Below are 18901 nucleotides of genomic sequence, written 5' to 3' on the forward strand. Positions count from 1 at the left end.
ACCCAATGATCACCGGAGAATTAAAAACACAAATAGATGGCATCTGGAATACTTTCTGGACAGGAGGAATTTCTAATACCATTACCATAGTAGAGCAACTAACCTACCTCATCTTTATAAAAGACCTTGACGAAACCGAAACCCGTAACGAGCGCAAAGCATTACGTGGCTTTAAATACACCCCACTTTTTGCAATATACAAAGGGGAGAAAGACGAAGTGAACCAACAAGATTTCCGTTGGAAGAACCTCAAAGAAATGGATGTCAATGCGCGACACAACATTTTCACCAATACCGTTGATGGTGTTTTCCCGTTCATCCGTTCATTAGGACAAAACAAAAGTTTGTTTAGCACCTATATGAAAGGCGCTACTTTCGGAATTTCTAAACCTTCGGTATTAGACCAGGTAATGGAAAAGCTGGAACGTATCGACATGACCAATCAAGATACAAAAGGAGATATTTACGAATACCTGCTTTCTAAATTAGAAGGTGGTGGAACTGCCGGACAATTCCGTACACCACGTCATATCATTAAGTTGATGGTCGAATTAATGCAACCTACGCTTGAAGATACAATATGCGACCCTTCTGCCGGTACTGCCGGTTTTCTGGTTGCCGCCAAAGAATACATAGACAAGCACAATGAGATGACGGAACTAGACAAACATTCCGAGCATATCAATAAAACCATGTTCAACGGAACGGAGTTCGATGCCACCATGCTACGCATCGCCTCTATGAACCTTTACCTGCACGGTGTGGAAGAACCCAACATTGTGGATGTGGATGCAGTATCTAAGGACAATACCGTTTCTAACGCTTATACTTTGGTACTAGCAAACCCACCATTTAAAGGTACCATTGACAAAGACAGTATCTCCGTAGGATTAAAGAATGTAACCGATACTTCAAAAACAGAGTTACTGTTTCTTGCCTTGATACTTCGCCAACTCAAAACAGGTGGTCGCGCTGCCGTAATTGTACCGGATGGTGTCCTCTTTGGAAGTGGGAAAGCACACAAAAGCATTCGTGAAGAAATCATAGCCAATAATAGACTAGAAGCCGTTATTTCTATGCCTAGTGGTGTATTCAAACCCTATTCTGGAGTAAGCACCGCCATTATGATCTTTACAAAAACAGGTTCGGGTGGTACAAATAATGTTTGGTTTTACAATATGCTGGCGGATGGAAAATCATTAGATGATAAAAGAAATTTATTAGTAGATGAAGACCTATTCATGGCCTTTGCTTTTGGCGATGGCTTCGAAAAAGCGGATCAGGATTTAAAATTAGCTGTTCACGAAAAGTTTAACCTACCTCAAATCTTAGACCATTACCGCTATATAAAAAGTGACTTTTTTAAGAAAATGCATGCAGTCAATGGTGAGTTGCTTCAGATTAACGACTTACCTCTAAATCTAGGTTTTGGTCAGTTTTTAGAAAATACCTGCACCCACGATTATAGCAACAGAACTTCACAATCTTTCTTAGTTCCTTTTCAGGAAATAAAAGATAACGATTGGGATTTGTCAATCAATCGTTATAAAGAGATAGTGTACGAAGAAGTGATTTATGATGCACCAAAAGATATTCTCAAAAGAATAAACAGTATCAATATTCTAAGAGAAGTCATCGCAAAACAATTAGAACAAAATCTTAGCTAATTATGATAAGTCTAAAAGAATTAATAAGTAAGCCTATAAGTGGTGAGTGGGGTTCAGATGGCGAAGGAATTAAAGTACTTAGAACAACCAACTTCACAAATAAGGGTATTTTAAACTTTGACAAAGTAGTTACAAGAAATGTTTCAGATAAAATAATTGAACAGAAAAAACTTCAAAAAGGAGATATTATTATAGAAAAATCTGGTGGTAGTCCAACACAACCTGTTGGCAGAGTTGTATATTTTGAGGAAGAAGGTGATTTTATTTGCAATAACTTCACATCAATACTGAGACCAAAAAGAGAGAAAGTTTTTCCTAAATATTTGCATCATATTCTTTTCGCTAATCACAAGTTTGGTATAACAGAAATGTTCCAAAATAAAACAACAGGGATTATAAACTTACAATTAACAAGATACTTAGAGAAATCGAAAATTCCTTTGCCATCTTTAGAAACCCAAAAACACATCACAAAAATTCTAGATGATGCTACTGATCTACGTAACAAAACCGAGCAACTCTTAAAAGAATATGATCTACTCGCAAAATCTATTTTTTCAGATATGTTTGGTGATCCGGTCACAAATAAATTTAACTTCCCAAAAGGAAGTATTAGGGATTTAGTGAATGATGTTAAATATGGAACTAGTGAAAAAGCAAGTGATGAAGGTCAATATCCATATCTTAGAATGAATAATTTAACTTATGAAGGTTATATGGATTATTCAAGTATGAAATACGTTGACATCTCTGATAATCATTTGCATAAATATTTAGTAGAAAAAGGAGATTTATTATTCAATAGAACTAATAGTAAAGAACTTGTTGGTAAAACAGCAGTTTTTGATTCCTTAGAGCCTATGGTTGCTGCTGGATACCTTATTAGAGTTAGGTTTAATAAAAATGCTAATCCATTCTTTGTAAGAGCCTATCTAAATTCCAAATATGGCAAGTTGGTTTTAAGAAATATGTGTAAGAGTATTGTTGGTATGGCAAATATCAATGCCCAAGAATTACAAAATATCATGATTTTACATCCACCTATCAAACTCCAAAACCAATTCGCAGAAAAAATAGATTTAATAGAAAAGCAAAAAGAATTAGCCAAACAAGAACTCAAGGAAAGTGAAGATTTGTTCAATTGCTTGTTGCAAAAAGCGTTTAAAGGGGAATTGGCATGAGTAAAAAGAAGCAAGAAGAGGATTTGTCACTACTCGATATCATTATAGGGGTTTTTGCTGTTATTGGAATTATATTTTTCATTGGCGAACTATTTGAAAAAAGCAAGGAGTCAAAAACAAAAGAAATAGATACTATACCGGAGAAGAGCATTGATAAAAAGAAAAGAAGGTTAAATGAAGTAGAAAGAAACATTACAAAATTATGTCCACGTCGCAATCATTTAAACAACACTGAAAAAATAATTTATTTGTGGTCCAGGATAATAATAGCAACCGGATTTCTAGCAATCAACTTAGGTTATCTATATTATACAAATTGGTCTTTTGATTTAGGCAGCCTTTTGAATATAAATGGAGCTATTGTGTTAGTATATACTTTTTTTGGTTTTATTATTTATGGAAGTCCTGATAAATTGGTAAAAGAAATAAAAGAAAAATCTAGAAACCGTCTTATAAAAAAGCATATTCACATCCTTAGTGAATTAGAAAATTTTGAAAAGGAAAGAGAGGTTTTGTTAATTGATATAAAAGAATTAGAAGTCATAGAACAGAATAATTTAATTCTAATTGAACAACCGGTAGAGGCTGTAGGATTGTAACACAAAAGTATTTAAAGGAGAATTAGTGTAAAGTCCGAAATATAAAACCAAAATAGAATTGAAAGATACTTTTTTATTGCAAGAAATAGCCGATTGGCAATTAGATTCCGAATCATCAATGGTAGAATTACCTTCTGTTCAAAGAGGCTTTGTTTGGAAACCAAAACAAATAGAAGATTTATGGGACTCTATCTTGAGAGGATATCCTATTGGCTCTTTTTTATTTTCAAAAACCAGTGCCAAACTGCATTTGATGGATGGGCAACAAAGAGCAACATCCATATTTTTAGGCCATTTCAATCCATTTAATGCTACCAAAGCATGGGCTATAAAAGGAGAATTACCTATTGTTTGGTTGGATATAAAACCAGAGGTCAAACCAGCAACAAGTAAATATCTATTCCGTTTAACAACGCGTTCGCATCCTTGGGGATATCAAGCAAATAATAATGATACCAAATTAAGCGTATCAGATAGGCGCAAAGCGTTAAACTTATTCAAACAACATCCAGACAATAAAGATGGATATACCTCATTTAAAAACACAACGACATTTCCGTTTGATGCTACATATCCTATACCATTAGCTTTTATAATTGAATCAAAAAACACTAATGAAGTAATAGAAAAGGTAGAACAACATTTACCAGTTTACTTTTCTACCTTAAGAGGCGGTTTTAAAGACAAAAGTGAATTTATGTCTTTGCTCAAAACAGAATTAAAACAGAAACTGGACGAGATTTTTGATAGTGTAAAGCAACTTGACGAATTACAAATCAAATCAAATATTATTGATGATCGGGTTTTACAGGAAGAAAACGAAACAGAAAACCCTACACTTTTTGTTAGAATAAATTCTTCAGGTACAACCTTAACTGGTGATGATTTAATCTATTCGATTTACAAAGCCATTTTTCCAGAAGCTAAGATCTTAATGGAAAATATTGGTTTAAATTTTATTGCTCCAACACAAGTACTTTCATTGGCTTCTCGTATTGTTATTTCTGATTTAGAAAATAATAACTATGTAAAGAAAATTAATGTAAGAGATTTTCAACGTAGGATAAAAAACAATGATTTTAAAGAAGGACTAAAAATCCAAATTGAAACGCAACAACTAGAAAAATTGTTTAAACAAGCAATAGATATTTTATCTTGTAAAGATAATACTTTGTTTGAGGGCGAAGTTCCACCAGTCATTATTAAACAGTTTATCAAGAAAAATCAGGAGTTATTTTTGTTCTTTGTTTATTGGTTACACATCAATACTATCGAATTAACCAATCAAATTAAACTTAAAATGGTTGGAAAATTGATGTCATTTGCTTGGTTTGATTTTGAAAACATTCCTCGTTTGTGGAATGAAAAAATTAACAATAATAATTTCTGGGAAGAACCATTGAACGAATTAATATGGTGGGACAATATACATGGTATCCACTTTTTGATTAAGCCGGATTTATTAAGGGAATATTATTTACAACCCCAAATAGAAAATATGTTTATTACTGCACACGAATATAGATGGGGACTTTGGGAAGATGGTGTTGGTACAGAAATAATGAAGTACTATAATAGTGTGAAATCGCAAGAATACGATGTAAAAACAGCGAATGATTATTTTTGGAAATTTATTGGTAAAATTCAACATAACAGGCAACTGATTTTATTTGCCCAAAGAGAATATATAAACGCAACTTTTGGTGATTACAACCAAATGGATGATGTAGATGATACTAATGTTCCTTGGGATTGGGATCATATTTATCCAAGCGAATGGGTATATCGCAAACAATATTGTAATCAAAGTTTAAAAGATTGGAATAATACAAACGGTAATTTCCGTGCTATTTCACTCGAACAAAACAGAAGTGAAAGTAATACTGCTTCTCCTAAAGACAGACTTGCACCTGTAGAAATAAGAGAATGTTCATTTGTTAAGGAGGATTGGAAGTATTGGCATAATTTAGAGACTAGGATTTGGGATGATAAAGTAGAGAATCATTTTCGAGCAATAACAACTCGTATGATTAATATCTATGAAAAATTTTGGAACGATCTTAAAATAAATGAATTAATAAATACTAGTGAAAAATTAAACTAAAGGAGTGGAATAGTAACAAATACACAAATAAATGCTTTTAATTACAAATGTCATTTTTAATATTGCAAATGAATTACGACCAAGAAAAATATCCAGAAGATTTAGATAATTTACTGAAACATGCAGATAAGGCCGCGATTAGTATTACGGAGAAATTAAACGCACTAAACTGTAAAAGAGTTGGTGATTTGTATGTTGTAGTCAACGGTAAAAGAATAAGAAACAAAAAGGAGTTTGACGAATTGGGCTATACAGCGAATGAGTCTAATGAATTCAAAGGACTGTATATTTTTGGTGAAGAGAAAGACGGTCGTATTGTTCCTGTATATATTGGTATTAGTCGCACCGTTTTTAGAAGGTTACGGCAACACGCTTGGGGCAAAAACCACAATCAATGTACCCTAGCCTATTTAAAAACAAAAGCAAAACGAAAATTAGAAGGTAAAGAAACAACTAGAACAACCGTCACAAACGAGGATATGACTCCAGCAAAAACGGTAATTCAAAATTACAAAGTCGTTTTATATTCAGTACCAGAAGATTACGATTTATATTTTTTGGAAGTTGTTTTAGCAGGAAAATTCAAAACAAAATGGAATAGTTTCAGAACACATTAGTATCTTAGTCGTATGAAATGTGCTTTCCGGAAGTATGATACTAATACAGTTCATAAATTAGACGAATTACATTTGACCATAAAGAACAAATAGTAAAGACAAATGAAAACAAACTTTCAGTTTTTAGCACAAGAATGGTCGGCCTTTTTCGAAAGAAGCCAAAAAGCAGAACAATACGCCATTACAGATCCACGTACTTCGTTGACCTACGCGCGTATGGCGTTGGAACTCGCTATCAACTGGATGTTCAATAACGACTCCGAACTACACCTCCCTTTTGACACTTCATTAAATTCATTGATGAAGCATCACGAATTCAAAGAACAATTTCCGCATAAGTTGTATAATGAAATAGACCTCATCCGCAAAGTGGGGAATTTGGCCATACACAACAAACCCGTTTCGGATACTGATGCAGAGCAAATTATATCCAATCTGTTTTATTTCAGCAAATGGTTTGCAAAATCCTATGCCGTTAATGAGGTAGGTCCATTAGAAATGTTCGACTGGGAATTGGTGCCTACCGAAGGACACGATACCCTTTCACAAAAGCAATTAAAAAGTGTTCAAACACAGTTTGACAAAGAGTTAACTACTTTTAAAACACAACTCAAAGAAGCTTCCGATAAAAATAAGCAGTTAGAGCAAGAAAATGAGCTATTCAAAAAGCAAATTGAAGCTTTACAAATACAAATAGAGGCCAACAAACAAGAAGCCAATACCGATGATGCTGTACATCACCCACGCAACGAATATGAAACGCGAAAGTATTTTATAGACGTTTCCTTGCGTGAAGCAGGTTGGGATTTGGCGGGTATAAAAGACCGGGAATTCAAAGTACAGTACATGCCTTCCTCAACCAATACCTCCGAAACGGGTTATGTAGATTATGTATTGTGGGATGATGATGGTTTGCCTTTAGCGTTAGTAGAAGCAAAAAAAACCTTAGAAAGCGCCAGCAAAGGCGAAAACCAAGCCCAATTGTATGCTGATAGCTTAGAAAAAATGTATGGCCGTCGCCCAGTAATGTATTACAGTAATGGTTTTGAAACCTTCTTGTGGGACGACCAGTTTTATAAATCTGCTCGATTAGTTCATGGTTTTTATACCAAGAAAGAATTACAAACACTCATGTACCGCCGTCAGAACCGTGCCGACATTAGGACAGCGATTATCGACACCAATATAGCTGGGAGAGGCTACCAGCTGCGTTCCATCAAAAGTATTGCAGAACATTTTGCAGGAAACGATAAATCCACCGGAAAACTCATTGGAACCAGCAGAGGCGCTTTATTGGTATTGGCAACCGGCACCGGAAAAACCAGAACCAGTATTGCACTTTCTAAATTATTACTGGAAGCCAATTGGGCAAAACGAATATTATTCCTGGCCGATAGAAAAAGTTTGGTAAGTCAAGCCAAAGGTAATTTCGTAAAGTTATTGCCCGAACATTCAAGCGTGAATCTCTTAAAAGAAAAAGACAATCCCGATGCGCGTTTTGCTTTTTCGACCTATCAGACGATGATGGGTTTAATAGACGGTTCAAAAGTGGATGACAAACGATTTTATGGCGTAGGTCATTTTGATTTAATCATTATTGATGAAGCGCACCGATCCATTTACAAAAAATACCAAGCTATTTTCGACTATTTTGATGCACTCTACTTAGGACTTACGGCAACGCCAAAAAATAGTATTGATAAAAATACCTATTCCATATTTGGCTTGGCCGATAAGTCGCCCACAGATGCTTATACCTTTGAAGACGCGGTAGCCAACAAACATTTATCGCCGTATAGATCTATAGAAGTACCCACCAAATTCTTGAGAGATGGCATCAAATATGATGAACTGTCGGACGAAGAAAAAGAAGAATTTGAAGAGGAGATTCTGGACGGAGAAGAAGCGTCTGGCAACGAATGGATACAATCCAAAGAACTGGATGAATGGCTTTTTAATAAAGACACCGCCCGAAAAACACTTCAATTTGTAATCAAAAACGGGATTAAAAAACGAGGTGACGAAGAATTGGGTAAAACCATCATCTTTGCCCGAAATAAAAAACATGCACAGTTCCTGAAAGACATCTTTATGGAATTGGACAAAGAACAATTTGGCAATGACTATGTAAAAGTGATTACGCACGGAGAAGCAAAAGCCGAAGAATTCATACTGCGTTTCTGTGACCAGGAAAAAGAAAGATTGCCTCAAATCGCAATATCTGTAGACATGATGGATACGGGAATTGATGCGCCGAGTTGTGTCAATTTAGTATTCTACAAACCCGTAAAATCCTATTCGAAATTCTGGCAAATGATAGGACGTGGTTCAAGATTACGACCGGATCTATTTGGTATTGGAAAAGATAAAAAACGATTTTTAATATTCGATCTCTGCGGTAACTTTGAGTTCTTCAAAGAAAATCCAAAGGGTTTTGAAACCAGCTCTCAAAGAAGTTTGTCAGAGGTGGTCTTTGGTCTAAAATTACAATTGGCGCAATATCTAAAAGAGGAGAAATTCCAATGTGATGCCTATCTAGCAGCCTATCGCAATACTTTACTAAACGAACTTCATTCAGAAATAGCAAAACTAGATAAGCATCGATTTGATGTTAAAATGAAAATGCAGGCTGTGTTAGAATATGGCAGCGAAAACCGGGAACTGTGGAACCATTTATCAAAGAAAGATGTTCAAACCATACAGGAAATTCTAGCACCATTAGTCCGACCAACCAAGGGAGATACAGACTTAGCAAGGTTTTATGACAAGCTGTTGTATGCACTTATGATTAAGCGATTGGAAACACCAAACACACCCGAGTTTGTAGCTAGCTTAACCATTCCGATTACAAAAGTGGCCATTTTATCAAAAAAGTTACTCAAGAAAACCACCATTCCAGACGTAAAAGAGAAAGAAGGGTTAATCAAATTACCATTAGAAGAAAAATTCTGGGAAACTGATGGCATTCAACATCTTGAAAAAATACGTTCCGGAATAAGAGATCTTGTAAAGTATATCGATCCAATAGACCAAAAATACGTGACTACCGATTTTGAAGATTTCTTAAATGAAGATGAGGTGGTTACTACCGATTTTGTGAATGAAAAACGGGAACCATATCCATCACCATTCACAAGTAATATTCATCGTCTGGAGGAAATAATTAGAAAAAACAAAGACAACATAACCATTAATAGAATCCAGAAAGGGGAAACGATAACAGCCAAAGAATTAGAATCCTTAGAAACAATACTCTTTAAAAAAGACATCAAAAAAGACCATATCGAACAGGAATTAGGCGTGAAACTGAACCTAGTGCAATTCATCATATCACTCATTGGCTTATCTGCTGATTGTGTGGATGCCGCTTTCGCTAAATTTATAAACGATTACCAACTGAGTGCAGTACAAATACAATTTCTGGATACGATTAAACTTTTCTTAACCAAAAATGGAAAAATAGATCCTACAAAACTATACGACTCCCCGTTTAAAAAGTTTCATAGCTTAGGTATTGATGGCGTTTTCAATGAACAACAAGCTGACTTCATTTTTAAAATTATTCAAGACTTCAACAACAATCAATCCGGAACTTAAAGTGCTGTTTTAAAACAACTTACAAAAACTAACATTTATCTCATTTTTACTGTGCACATATAATGCATAGTTAGTGCTAATATTTGCAGTGTTAATCTTTAATACTGTAAAATGAAATTAGAAAACAATCAACTATTCAATTTTGTAGATAAAATAAAACTACAAAAGGACAACATGCAGAAGTACCGAGATCAAATAAACAATCTCAAAACAAAGTTAGAAAACAAAATCAAGAATAACGAAAGTAACGGTCTCAAAGTTACCAAATACCTATTGGCAGGTTCGTGGAAAAAACACACCATTCTAAAACCAACAGGAGACAATCCAATCGACATCGATTTAATCCTTTTTGTTGGTGGAGATGGTAATATCCAAAATGATTTAAAAAAACTACACGACTACATTGTCAAATACTTAAAGGAAATCTATCCTCAAAAAGATATTAACAGAGATGTAGATGCCGAAGGCAATACAAAATCAATAACCATTCGTTTTTCTGGTTCCGGACTAGAGGTTGATATTGTTCCGGTGGTTCCAATAAGCAATCCCGAACGTTACGTTTGGCAACCACAAAGAGGCGGTGGTGGAAAATACATAACAAGTATCGAAAACCACATTGATTTCTCAATCAGTTTGCGCAAGAATAATCCAAGTTACACCGCTATTGTAAGGTCATTAAAATGGTGGAAAAACTACAAGGAGCTGAAGCCAACGGATACTGAACCCGGAATCACATCCTTTGCAATTGAATTGATTGTTGCCTATTTAGACGAGACATTAGGAGTTGAAACTAACATTGAAGAAGCAATTATCCGTTTTTTCCAATTTGTTAGTGGCTCCAATTTTCCAAATATCAAATTTGATCACGCCATAAATAAGATCCCTTCTTATTCCACTCCAATTTACATTGCCGATGATACGAACAATGAAAATAATGCCTCGAAAAAAATTGACAGTACGGTGTGGCAAGAAATTATTGAGCAAGCCGAAGAAGCTTTTGACTGCTTAAATTATGCTCAATCAAAAAATAATGAAGGTGCTACGATTGAGGAATGGAAGCGAGTATTTGGTCCAACTTTTAATATCAACTAATATGTACAATACTAAGACAAGTACTAATACGTATACGGTTATCGATATTCGTAAAACATTTGAAAATTGTGAAGCAGACATTAGAACAATAGCTAGAAGAACCAATAAATGGTCAACTGACTATGTTGATAAAATTATGCACGACATAATTAAATTAGCCGAGAATAATTACTTGGATACTGTTTCAATTGCATTGAAACAAAACTCAAATGACCATACTTTAAGAGCAACAAAATTTTCTATTAATGCAGATGGTAATGCAACAGATAGCGCAAGACCTGGACAGAATAATGATTGGGAGAATATTGACAATACGTATCTAACAATGTATCTCTCTTACTCCTCCAAATGGCACGGTCTATCTGAACAACAAAAGAAGGATTTTCAAACCAACAATTATTTTCGACTTAGCTGGTCAGCGACTACTGATGACACTTCATTTTCACATCTTAGTTCTGGAAATGCACAACTATACTCAAGCAAAGGATACGAACTTCAAAAAACAAATTTTAAATAATGGCTGCAATATTTGACAACATAATGGAACTTCCAAGTAAAGAAGTTCAAACCCAGACCGATTCCTTGATTGGTTTTGAGAACAAATTCGAGAGGATTTACAATAATCTAAAACTGCTATTAGACCAAGGAAGTCTTACCGATTGGAGTAATAAACATCATAAAGTTGAGTTACCCATAATACAGCAATTGAAGGATAAATATCCTCTAATAATTTTAGCGGGTGATGCCGGTACTGGCAAAACGATATCAGCCATTTCAATTGCTGATAGAATGACACGTGAATTAGGTAAAGAAGGCTTTTTTCTCAAGCTAAGTACTCGTGTTCGTGGTGAAGGTTTACACGGTGAAATGGGCAAATTGGTTAATGATGCATTTTCACAACTTAAAGAACAAGCCGGAAAGAAAAGAATAGCCTTTCTTCTAATTGATGAAGCGGATGCAATTGCGACCACAAGATCGACAAGTCAAATGCATCAGGAGGAAAAAGCCGCAGTCAATACATTAATACAAAAGATTGATGAAATAAGAGAATTAAACGGTCGTGCCATTGTCTTCATGTCCACAAACCGCCTTCATTTTATAGATGAAGCAATTTTAAGACGTGCAGCTGTGGTACTTGAATTTAAAAGACCTACAAAAGAGGAATGCGTTGAACTTTATGAAAAGAGTTTAAAGGGCATTATCTTTACTGGAGAACAACTAAACGAATTAGCAGAGTTGTCTCTAAAAAAAGACACAGACAAAGTTGGCTATTCATTTTCTGACATAAGATTAAAAGTGCTACCGGAAGCTGTTGCTAAGGCATATCCTGACAAAGCTTTAACCTTTGAAATAATCAAAGAAACAATTGAATCAATCCAACCTAGCCCAGAGATAATATGATAAGAAGAATAATTCAAACAATGATAGCCATTAGTTTTATAATCTATGGCTATTTCCAAATGTCTGGTTCAGATTACCAGAAAGACGTTGTGATTTTTGGTGTAATAGGTTTAGTCACTTTAATGGAGCTTCTCATTGAACACATTGTTATAAATCACAAAAGACTCTATCTATTATTGCAAGTATATTTTCTTGCATTGAAAGATGAAAAAATCAGATTTTCAATGTCCTACTTATATATTATTAAAATAGACGATGAATATTTATTAGTGAAAAATTCAAATTATGGGCATTACCAATTGGTTGGCGGAAAGTACAAACGATTAGAAGGTACACAAAGCTTACTAAAAGAAAAATTTGAGGCAATAGATGATCTCAAACTTCCGAATAAAGATTTAATGAAGGATGATTTTGCCATCTTTATTCCAGCTAAAAATGCTATCAAATTTCTAGATTGGTTTAATGAGGGTCAGAACCGTGAAATTAACCATTGGAGAGAATTTTACGAAGAACTTATAGAAGGCAAGGCCGAGTTATTATCAAAAGAGAACTTCCCATATGTCAACTACAATCTACTTGGTAGAGTTACGACACCCGTAAAAAGAACAGCTGGTTGGAATTGTCCCGAAATATTGCAGTATGATGTTTTAGAACTTTTACCAAACGTAGAACAACGCAAAGAACTTTTGGCACTGAAGAATCAAGGAGATACAGAGTACATAAAGTGGGCAGATAGAGAACTAATTGACTGTTTAGGACACGATAAAAGAACTAAGAAGAAACTCTATGATATTGGTCAACATACAAAGTGGGCTTTAAACATGAAATGGAGTAAAGAATAATATAATTTATCATTTATAAATTGAATGTTTTTATAATATACTAAAATACACCACAGTAAACTTAAATATACATAATAAACCAATCAAGTTTATTATGCATATCTTGGTTTATTAAATAGGAATTATTTACATATTCATTATATTATAAATTTAATAATTGAAATATATTATTAAATTTGAATTTTATGAAAAGCTATATGACACAGTGGAATCAGATCTATAATTATTGGAAAGGCTTAAATGTGCCTGAAGTGCAAATTAGGGATTTTATAATAGGAGAAAATACAATCAATTCACCTTGGTATGATCTAAAAGAAAATCGTCAGCAATATTTTCAGGAAACACCTTTAAAAGAGACTGCAAGGCATTTGTCAGTTACACTTAAAGACAAAGACCAAGAATTAATTGCAGCCTATAAAATTCTTGCTTATATGAAATACCATCAATCTCAAGCACTTTTTCATCCTCTAAAAGAGGTATTAGATAAATTTTATGTGAATCCCTTTCACGGATGGTGGCATTCACAGGCTCGAATAGTATTACCACATTCGGTTGACTACGATTACACAATACAAAGAAATTCCGATGAGGATTGGAGAAATACAATCGCAAATGCAGCCAAAACTTGGAAAGATATTGCAAAAGACTGGGCAATAATAAAAATCCCAGATTTCATGAATTATGATTCCCCGGAATACGAAGCATTTGAAACATTTTCCCAAAGGAAGCACGAGGAAAAAGAATATAGAGAATATCTCCGCCTAAAAGAAAAATTTGAAAATAATAATTAGAAATAACAAAAGTCTGTTATTTAAAGTCCCGAAATATTCCCGTTAGAAATCAAACCTTAATTAGAATAACACAGGCAACCTCAATTATACTTATTTATGTTCACAAAAAAACACTGTTCACGTAAACGTGAACATGCAAACAAAGTGAACAAAAAAACACTCAATTTTTCAAACACTAGAATCAAATCATATTTTCGTATTACGAAATGAGCGTAAAGGAAATTTCATAAAGACGCAAATGATGATACATGCAAAACAAAATTCGGTAGCATAAAAAAAAAAAAGTATTATCAGTATGATAATTTCAGTAATTTCTGTCTGTATGTGTTTAATACATATAACTGAATAACAATACAGTAAACCTATATTTTAACAATAACCAATTAGATTTATTATCTATTTTTCGCTTTATTAGAAACTATAAAATGAAGTTTAAATAAATCGCTAATAACGGCGATAATCGCCGTTATTAGAATAATTTGCAAATTAAACAATCTATATATTCTTATAAGTCTTCTGGATCATATCGCATATTGCGATATGCAATATATCTAATTTTATACCCGATAAGGTATAACTAAGCGAAAAACACAATATTTATACCCGAAAAGGTATAAATATTGTGATGATACTTAATTTTTAATATTTCTTTTTATAATGGAAAATATTTTCTTTAAATAGTCTTTTACTGGAAAATAATAACGCTTAATGCTTTTGAAATTCATTTTAGTGGAAAAAAGTAATCATTTTCAAATTTTACAGTTTACCTATACTGGAAAATATTTTCCCAAAAATACCTTTTTAGTGAAAAATTAAATCCATTTATTTAACTTAGAGCACCACTAATGGAAAATAATATGAAAATTCAATATTGTTCAGATCTACATCTTGAATTCCCTGACAACAAAAAGTATATTCTTCAAAACCCAATAAAGCCCGAAGGAGAAATTCTAATATTGGCTGGGGATATTGTGCCTTTTGCAATAATGGATAAACATCAAGATTTCTTCGACTATATTTCTGAGCATTTCAAATTTACTTTTTGGATACCCGGAAATCACGAATATTACTATTACAATGTTGCTGATAAAAGTGGTGTTTTGGATGAACAAATCAGGGAGAATATATTTTTGGTAAACAATTGTACCAAAGAAATTTCGGGAGTAAAATTTGTTTTCTCCACCTTGTGGTCTAATATTTCTCCTGCCAAATACTGGTTAATTAAAGAAAGTTTATCTGACTTTAAAGTCATAAAATGTAATGAGCATCTTTTAAATCCAGATGATTACAATAAGTTACACCAAGACAGTATAGAGTTTCTCCATAAGGCATTGGAAAATGACACATCTAAAAAAACGATTGTTATCACGCATCATGCGCCTACATTTATCAATTACCCTGAAAAATATGCCGATAGTAAAATCAATGAGGCTTTCGCTTCTGAATTGACTGATTTTATTGAAGATAACAACGTAGCATATTGGATTTATGGACATCATCACACCAACGTCAATGATTTCATAGTTGGAAATACAAAATTATTAACAAACCAATTAGGATATGTCAAGTACAATGAGAATATAGGATATAGTGACAGAGCTATTATTTCAATATAAATAATTAATATTAATAATACAATAAATTGACATTTAGTATAATAAACCTATATTTGCACAATAAACCAATCGAGTTTATTATAACAATTATTAGTTTATTATGGAAAAATTAAAAGAATACATCCATCAAATACTAGGAAAAGACCTTGAAATAAAAGAGTTATCAAAAGATTACACCAATAAATTACCGTTCCTTTTCAAAAACAATTTTAATTTTTATGTCACTCATTTACACAATCACGAATTAATTTTAGTACAGGTTAATAAAGAAGATGCTTTCAATGCTGCACAATTAAGACAACAAGTTTTAGCAATCCAAAAAGTATTAGACAAAAGAATTATTATTGTTACAGAAGACATCACGGCTATAAACCGGAAAAGACTTATTGACCAAAAAATTAGTTTCATCGTTCCGGGAAAACAAATGTTTCTTGCTGAATTACTTATTGATATTCAAGATTTTAATAAGGATAAAGCATTTCAAAAAGAATTCCTGCTACTACCTTCCTCTCAATTAATTTTGCTATATCAAATACTGCACAGAGAAGATAATTTAAGTCAATATACCTTCAAAGAACTGGCAGAAAAATTCCAATACACACAAATGGGAATAACAAAAGCAATTGAAAATTTGAAAAGATTAGCTATTGTTGAGGTTGTTGGAACTAAAGAAAAAAATATTGTGTTTGAAACTGATATACAAAAACTTTGGAAAAGTATTGAAAAACATCTTGTAAATCCAGTACTAAAAACAGTTTATGTAGATGAAAAACCAACAATAAAAATGTATTGTTCTAACGCTACAGCATTGGAAGAATACACTGATATGAATCCAAGTAAATTGGAATATTTTGCCATAGAAAAAAACAAATTCTATGAATTAGAGAAAAATAGCCAATTAGAAAATCTGAATAATGAAAGCGGAAACTATGCTTTAGAAGTTTGGAAATACAATCCGGAATTAATCACAAAAGGAATAACAAAGAAAAATAATGTGGATCCATTGTCTTTATACATTAGTTTGAAAGATGGGTTTATTGACGAAAGAACAGATATGGCATTAGACCAAATAATTAAAAAATACGTATGGTAAGAGGTTTAGAAATATTCAGACAGCATTTTAAAGATTTCACAGATAATTATATCATTATCGGCGGAACTGCTTGTGACATAATCATTGACAATATTGGATTAACACCAAGAGCAACAAAAGACATTGACATAATTTTGGTTATTGAGGCATTAAGCCCAGAATTTGTTGTTCATTTTTGGGAGTTTATAAAACAAGGAAATTATGGCGTTAAAGAGAAAAGTGAAGCAGACAGAAAATACTATCGTTTCCAAAAGCCACTGGTTGAAGAATTTCCTTTTCAAATTGAATTGTTTTCAAGAGTTCCCGATTTATTAGATTTGGATGAAGGAACGCATCTAACTCCAATTCCAGTTGACACAGAGATTTCTAGTTTATCTGCAATACTAATGGATGATGATTATTATAATTTCACAATCCAACACAGCCAATTAGACAACGGAATACATTTGGCAAATACAGAAGCCTTGATAGGATTAAAAGCCAAAGCATTTCTAGATTATAAAATCCGAAAAGAAAACGGAGAAAAAATTGATGAAAAGCAATTGAAAAAACATAAAATGGATATTTTTAGATTACTTCTATTATTAACACCTGAAGATAATTTTACCATTGTCGGAAGCATTAAATCTGATATAGCAAATTTCGCTGAAGTCGTAAAAGATGATTTGCCAGATAAACAAATTTTTAAAGAAATGGGAGCTGGAAACGTGGATGTACAAGACTTATTTGGACAGTTAATTAGAACTTTTAATTTGTAAATTTAAACTGAATTTTCCATAGATAGTTTTCTCAGATCATTTAAAAAAAGATTCGAAAATTGTCCCGACAGGGTCACAAAACCGACAAAATATACTTTCATGTATTTTGTCGGTTTTTTCATTTGTAAAAAAAAATTATTTTGAGTTACTTATATAATTCATAGGTAATAATTCATTTTTTTTAATATTTTGGATTGCATTTTGAGTTAAATAACTCCAATTGAATCTTTTTAAGACTAAGTAATTGATTTGTATCTTTCTATAATTAAAAATAAACTTAATTTTCTTGTAAAAGAGTGAACAAAGACATGTTTTATAAAAAAAATAATTTCAGAATCAATTTCTAATCTAATATTCGAACCACCAAAAGAGATGGATTCATACATTTAATAAATATTCTATCGACTTTTTTCTTGTGACCTTGATACAGATACACGCATCTTATTAACTCATATAAATAAGATTTTTAATTCAAACTTCGATATTCATTAGGTGTATACCCTACTCGTTGTTTAAACAATCTGGAAAAATGCTGAGGGTATTTAAATCCCAACTGATAAGCGATTTCGTTTACGGTTAAATGGTCTACCAAAATTTTGTCTTTTGCTACATCAATTATTTTATTTTGGATGTATTCCTGAGCAGATTTTCCTGTTTCCTTTTTTATTAAATCACCAAAATAGTTGGCTGATAAATGTAGTTCATCTGCACAATAAGCAACAGATGGCAATCCGATAGTGTTGGGTTTATCAGTTGTGAAATAACTGTTTAACACCTCTTCAAATTTTTCTAAAATTCCTTTATTAACATTTTCTCTAGTTATAAATTGCCTATCATAAAACCGTTCACAATAATTTAAAAACAATTCAATATTTGAAGCTATAAGTTTCTTACTATGCTTGTCTACTCCAAGTTGCAATTCTAACTGAATTTTTGAAAAAGAGTCTAAAACAATTTGTCTTTCACGTTCTGATAAATGCAATGCTTCGTTGGCATTGTAACTGAAAAAATTATAATCATTTATACTTTTAAAAAGAGAAGTGCCGTGTATCAAATCAGGATGAAAAACTAACGCGTGTCCTTTTGGTTGATATACTTTACCATCCGTTTCTACTTCCATTACTTGCCCTGGAGCAACAAAAACCAATGTGCCTTCCTGATAGTCATAATAATTACAACCATAACGCAAATCACCACATTTTATATCTTTCAAAAAGATGCAATAAAAGCCATAATAAATTCTAACAGTCTTCTCTCCTTCCCAAGATCTTTCGTCGGCTTTTGAAAAATCAATAACACTTATTAATGGATGTAAAGTTTCGTTATTGTTAAATACATTATATTCAGTAATGGTATTAAACTTGACTATTTTATTCATGCTAATTTTCATTTTATAATACAAATTTAGGTATTTAGAGATAGCAATTATCATATAGTAAGTCCAATAAGTAATATTGGTAGAACAATCAGTAATCTATATACCAACAACCTCATTTTCAGGTCGGAAATTTGCAGAGTACTATAAGTTATCCTAATTGACTGG

Annotated in this window: 15 protein-coding genes; 14 read left to right on the plus strand and 1 reads right to left on the minus strand. The window is 32.8% G+C overall.

What is annotated here, in order from left to right:
- Positions 1-5: 5 nt before the first annotated feature.
- The 14 genes from ACM55F_RS12010 to ACM55F_RS12075 all read left to right on the plus strand — a co-directional run bounded on the left by ACM55F_RS12010 (position 6) and on the right by ACM55F_RS12075 (position 17358).
- A complete protein-coding gene (locus tag ACM55F_RS12010; protein ID WP_416854036.1) occupies positions 6-1667 on the plus strand; it encodes a type I restriction-modification system subunit M in 1662 nt (553 codons plus the stop codon).
- Between the two features lie 2 nt (positions 1668-1669).
- A complete protein-coding gene (locus tag ACM55F_RS12015; protein ID WP_416854037.1) occupies positions 1670-2848 on the plus strand; it encodes a restriction endonuclease subunit S in 1179 nt (392 codons plus the stop codon).
- The gene (locus ACM55F_RS12020) at positions 2845-3447 is read left to right on the plus strand and encodes a hypothetical protein (protein WP_416854038.1); all 603 of its coding nucleotides are present in this window, start codon (positions 2845-2847) and stop codon (positions 3445-3447) included. Before ACM55F_RS12015 ends, ACM55F_RS12020 begins: the two co-directional genes overlap by 4 nt.
- 58 nt (positions 3448-3505) lie before the next feature.
- Positions 3506-5551 (plus strand): DUF262 domain-containing protein, encoded by a 2046-nt coding sequence (locus tag ACM55F_RS12025; RefSeq protein ID WP_416854040.1) that lies wholly within the window; start codon positions 3506-3508, stop codon positions 5549-5551.
- Between the two features lie 47 nt (positions 5552-5598).
- Positions 5599-6168 (plus strand): GIY-YIG nuclease family protein, encoded by a 570-nt coding sequence (locus ACM55F_RS12030; RefSeq protein WP_416854042.1) that lies wholly within the window; start codon positions 5599-5601, stop codon positions 6166-6168.
- Positions 6169-6270: 102 nt separating this feature from the next.
- Entirely contained in the window at positions 6271-9765 is a 3495-nt protein-coding gene (locus tag ACM55F_RS12035; protein ID WP_416854043.1) for a DEAD/DEAH box helicase family protein, read from the plus strand.
- 111 nt (positions 9766-9876) lie between these two features.
- Complete coding sequence (locus ACM55F_RS12040) at positions 9877-10857, plus strand: CBASS oligonucleotide cyclase (RefSeq protein ID WP_416854044.1); 981 nt, start codon at positions 9877-9879, stop codon at positions 10855-10857.
- 1 nt (position 10858) lies between these two features.
- Positions 10859-11374 carry an HORMA-1 domain-containing protein gene (locus ACM55F_RS12045; RefSeq protein ID WP_416854045.1) on the plus strand — a complete coding sequence of 172 codons (516 nt, stop codon included), beginning with the start codon at positions 10859-10861 and terminating at the stop codon, positions 11372-11374.
- The gene (locus ACM55F_RS12050; RefSeq protein WP_416854046.1) at positions 11374-12258 is read left to right on the plus strand and encodes an AAA family ATPase; all 885 of its coding nucleotides are present in this window, start codon (positions 11374-11376) and stop codon (positions 12256-12258) included. The genes ACM55F_RS12045 and ACM55F_RS12050 overlap by 1 nt, the downstream gene beginning before the upstream one ends.
- A gap of 20 nt (positions 12259-12278) precedes the next feature.
- Positions 12279-13100, plus strand: coding sequence for an SMODS-associated NUDIX domain-containing protein (locus ACM55F_RS12055; RefSeq protein WP_416854047.1), 822 nt, complete (start codon positions 12279-12281; stop codon positions 13098-13100).
- A 185-nt stretch (positions 13101-13285) separates the two neighbouring features.
- On the plus strand, positions 13286-13891 hold the full coding sequence (locus ACM55F_RS12060) for a hypothetical protein (protein WP_229941351.1): 606 nt from the start codon (positions 13286-13288) through the stop codon (positions 13889-13891).
- An 857-nt stretch (positions 13892-14748) separates the two neighbouring features.
- Positions 14749-15507, plus strand: a complete 759-nt coding sequence (locus tag ACM55F_RS12065) for a metallophosphoesterase (RefSeq protein ID WP_416854048.1) — start codon at positions 14749-14751, stop codon at positions 15505-15507.
- 100 nt (positions 15508-15607) lie between these two features.
- Positions 15608-16600, plus strand: coding sequence for a MarR family transcriptional regulator (locus tag ACM55F_RS12070; protein WP_416854050.1), 993 nt, complete (start codon positions 15608-15610; stop codon positions 16598-16600).
- Entirely contained in the window at positions 16594-17358 is a 765-nt protein-coding gene (locus ACM55F_RS12075; RefSeq protein ID WP_416854051.1) for a hypothetical protein, read from the plus strand. Before ACM55F_RS12070 ends, ACM55F_RS12075 begins: the two co-directional genes overlap by 7 nt.
- A gap of 466 nt (positions 17359-17824) precedes the next feature.
- Here the strand turns inward: ACM55F_RS12075 and ACM55F_RS12080 are convergent, their stop codons facing one another.
- The gene (locus ACM55F_RS12080) at positions 17825-18736 is read right to left on the minus strand and encodes a helix-turn-helix domain-containing protein (protein WP_282712646.1); all 912 of its coding nucleotides are present in this window, start codon (positions 18734-18736) and stop codon (positions 17825-17827) included.
- Positions 18737-18901 lie beyond the last annotated feature (165 nt).

The organism is Flavobacterium melibiosi, from assembly GCF_048158545.1.
Lineage (GTDB): Bacteria > Bacteroidota > Bacteroidia > Flavobacteriales > Flavobacteriaceae > Flavobacterium > Flavobacterium melibiosi.

What these genes read in the sequence shown, in the direction of transcription:
- ACM55F_RS12010 (WP_416854036.1), top strand. Translation starts at nt 6, where the DNA reads ATGATCACCGGAGAATTAAAAACACAAATAGATGGCATCTGGAATACT.
- ACM55F_RS12015 (WP_416854037.1), top strand. Translation starts at nt 1,670, where the DNA reads ATGATAAGTCTAAAAGAATTAATAAGTAAGCCTATAAGTGGTGAGTGG.
- ACM55F_RS12020 (WP_416854038.1), top strand. Translation starts at nt 2,845, where the DNA reads ATGAGTAAAAAGAAGCAAGAAGAGGATTTGTCACTACTCGATATCATT.
- ACM55F_RS12030 (WP_416854042.1), top strand. Translation starts at nt 5,599, where the DNA reads ATGTCATTTTTAATATTGCAAATGAATTACGACCAAGAAAAATATCCA.
- ACM55F_RS12035 (WP_416854043.1), top strand. Translation starts at nt 6,271, where the DNA reads ATGAAAACAAACTTTCAGTTTTTAGCACAAGAATGGTCGGCCTTTTTC.
- ACM55F_RS12040 (WP_416854044.1), top strand. Translation starts at nt 9,877, where the DNA reads ATGAAATTAGAAAACAATCAACTATTCAATTTTGTAGATAAAATAAAA.
- ACM55F_RS12045 (WP_416854045.1), top strand. Translation starts at nt 10,859, where the DNA reads ATGTACAATACTAAGACAAGTACTAATACGTATACGGTTATCGATATT.
- ACM55F_RS12050 (WP_416854046.1), top strand. Translation starts at nt 11,374, where the DNA reads ATGGCTGCAATATTTGACAACATAATGGAACTTCCAAGTAAAGAAGTT.
- ACM55F_RS12055 (WP_416854047.1), top strand. Translation starts at nt 12,279, where the DNA reads ATGATAGCCATTAGTTTTATAATCTATGGCTATTTCCAAATGTCTGGT.
- ACM55F_RS12060 (WP_229941351.1), top strand. Translation starts at nt 13,286, where the DNA reads ATGAAAAGCTATATGACACAGTGGAATCAGATCTATAATTATTGGAAA.
- ACM55F_RS12065 (WP_416854048.1), top strand. Translation starts at nt 14,749, where the DNA reads ATGAAAATTCAATATTGTTCAGATCTACATCTTGAATTCCCTGACAAC.
- ACM55F_RS12070 (WP_416854050.1), top strand. Translation starts at nt 15,608, where the DNA reads ATGGAAAAATTAAAAGAATACATCCATCAAATACTAGGAAAAGACCTT.
- ACM55F_RS12075 (WP_416854051.1), top strand. Translation starts at nt 16,594, where the DNA reads ATGGTAAGAGGTTTAGAAATATTCAGACAGCATTTTAAAGATTTCACA.
- ACM55F_RS12080 (WP_282712646.1), bottom strand. Translation starts at nt 18,736, where the DNA reads ATGAATAAAATAGTCAAGTTTAATACCATTACTGAATATAATGTATTT.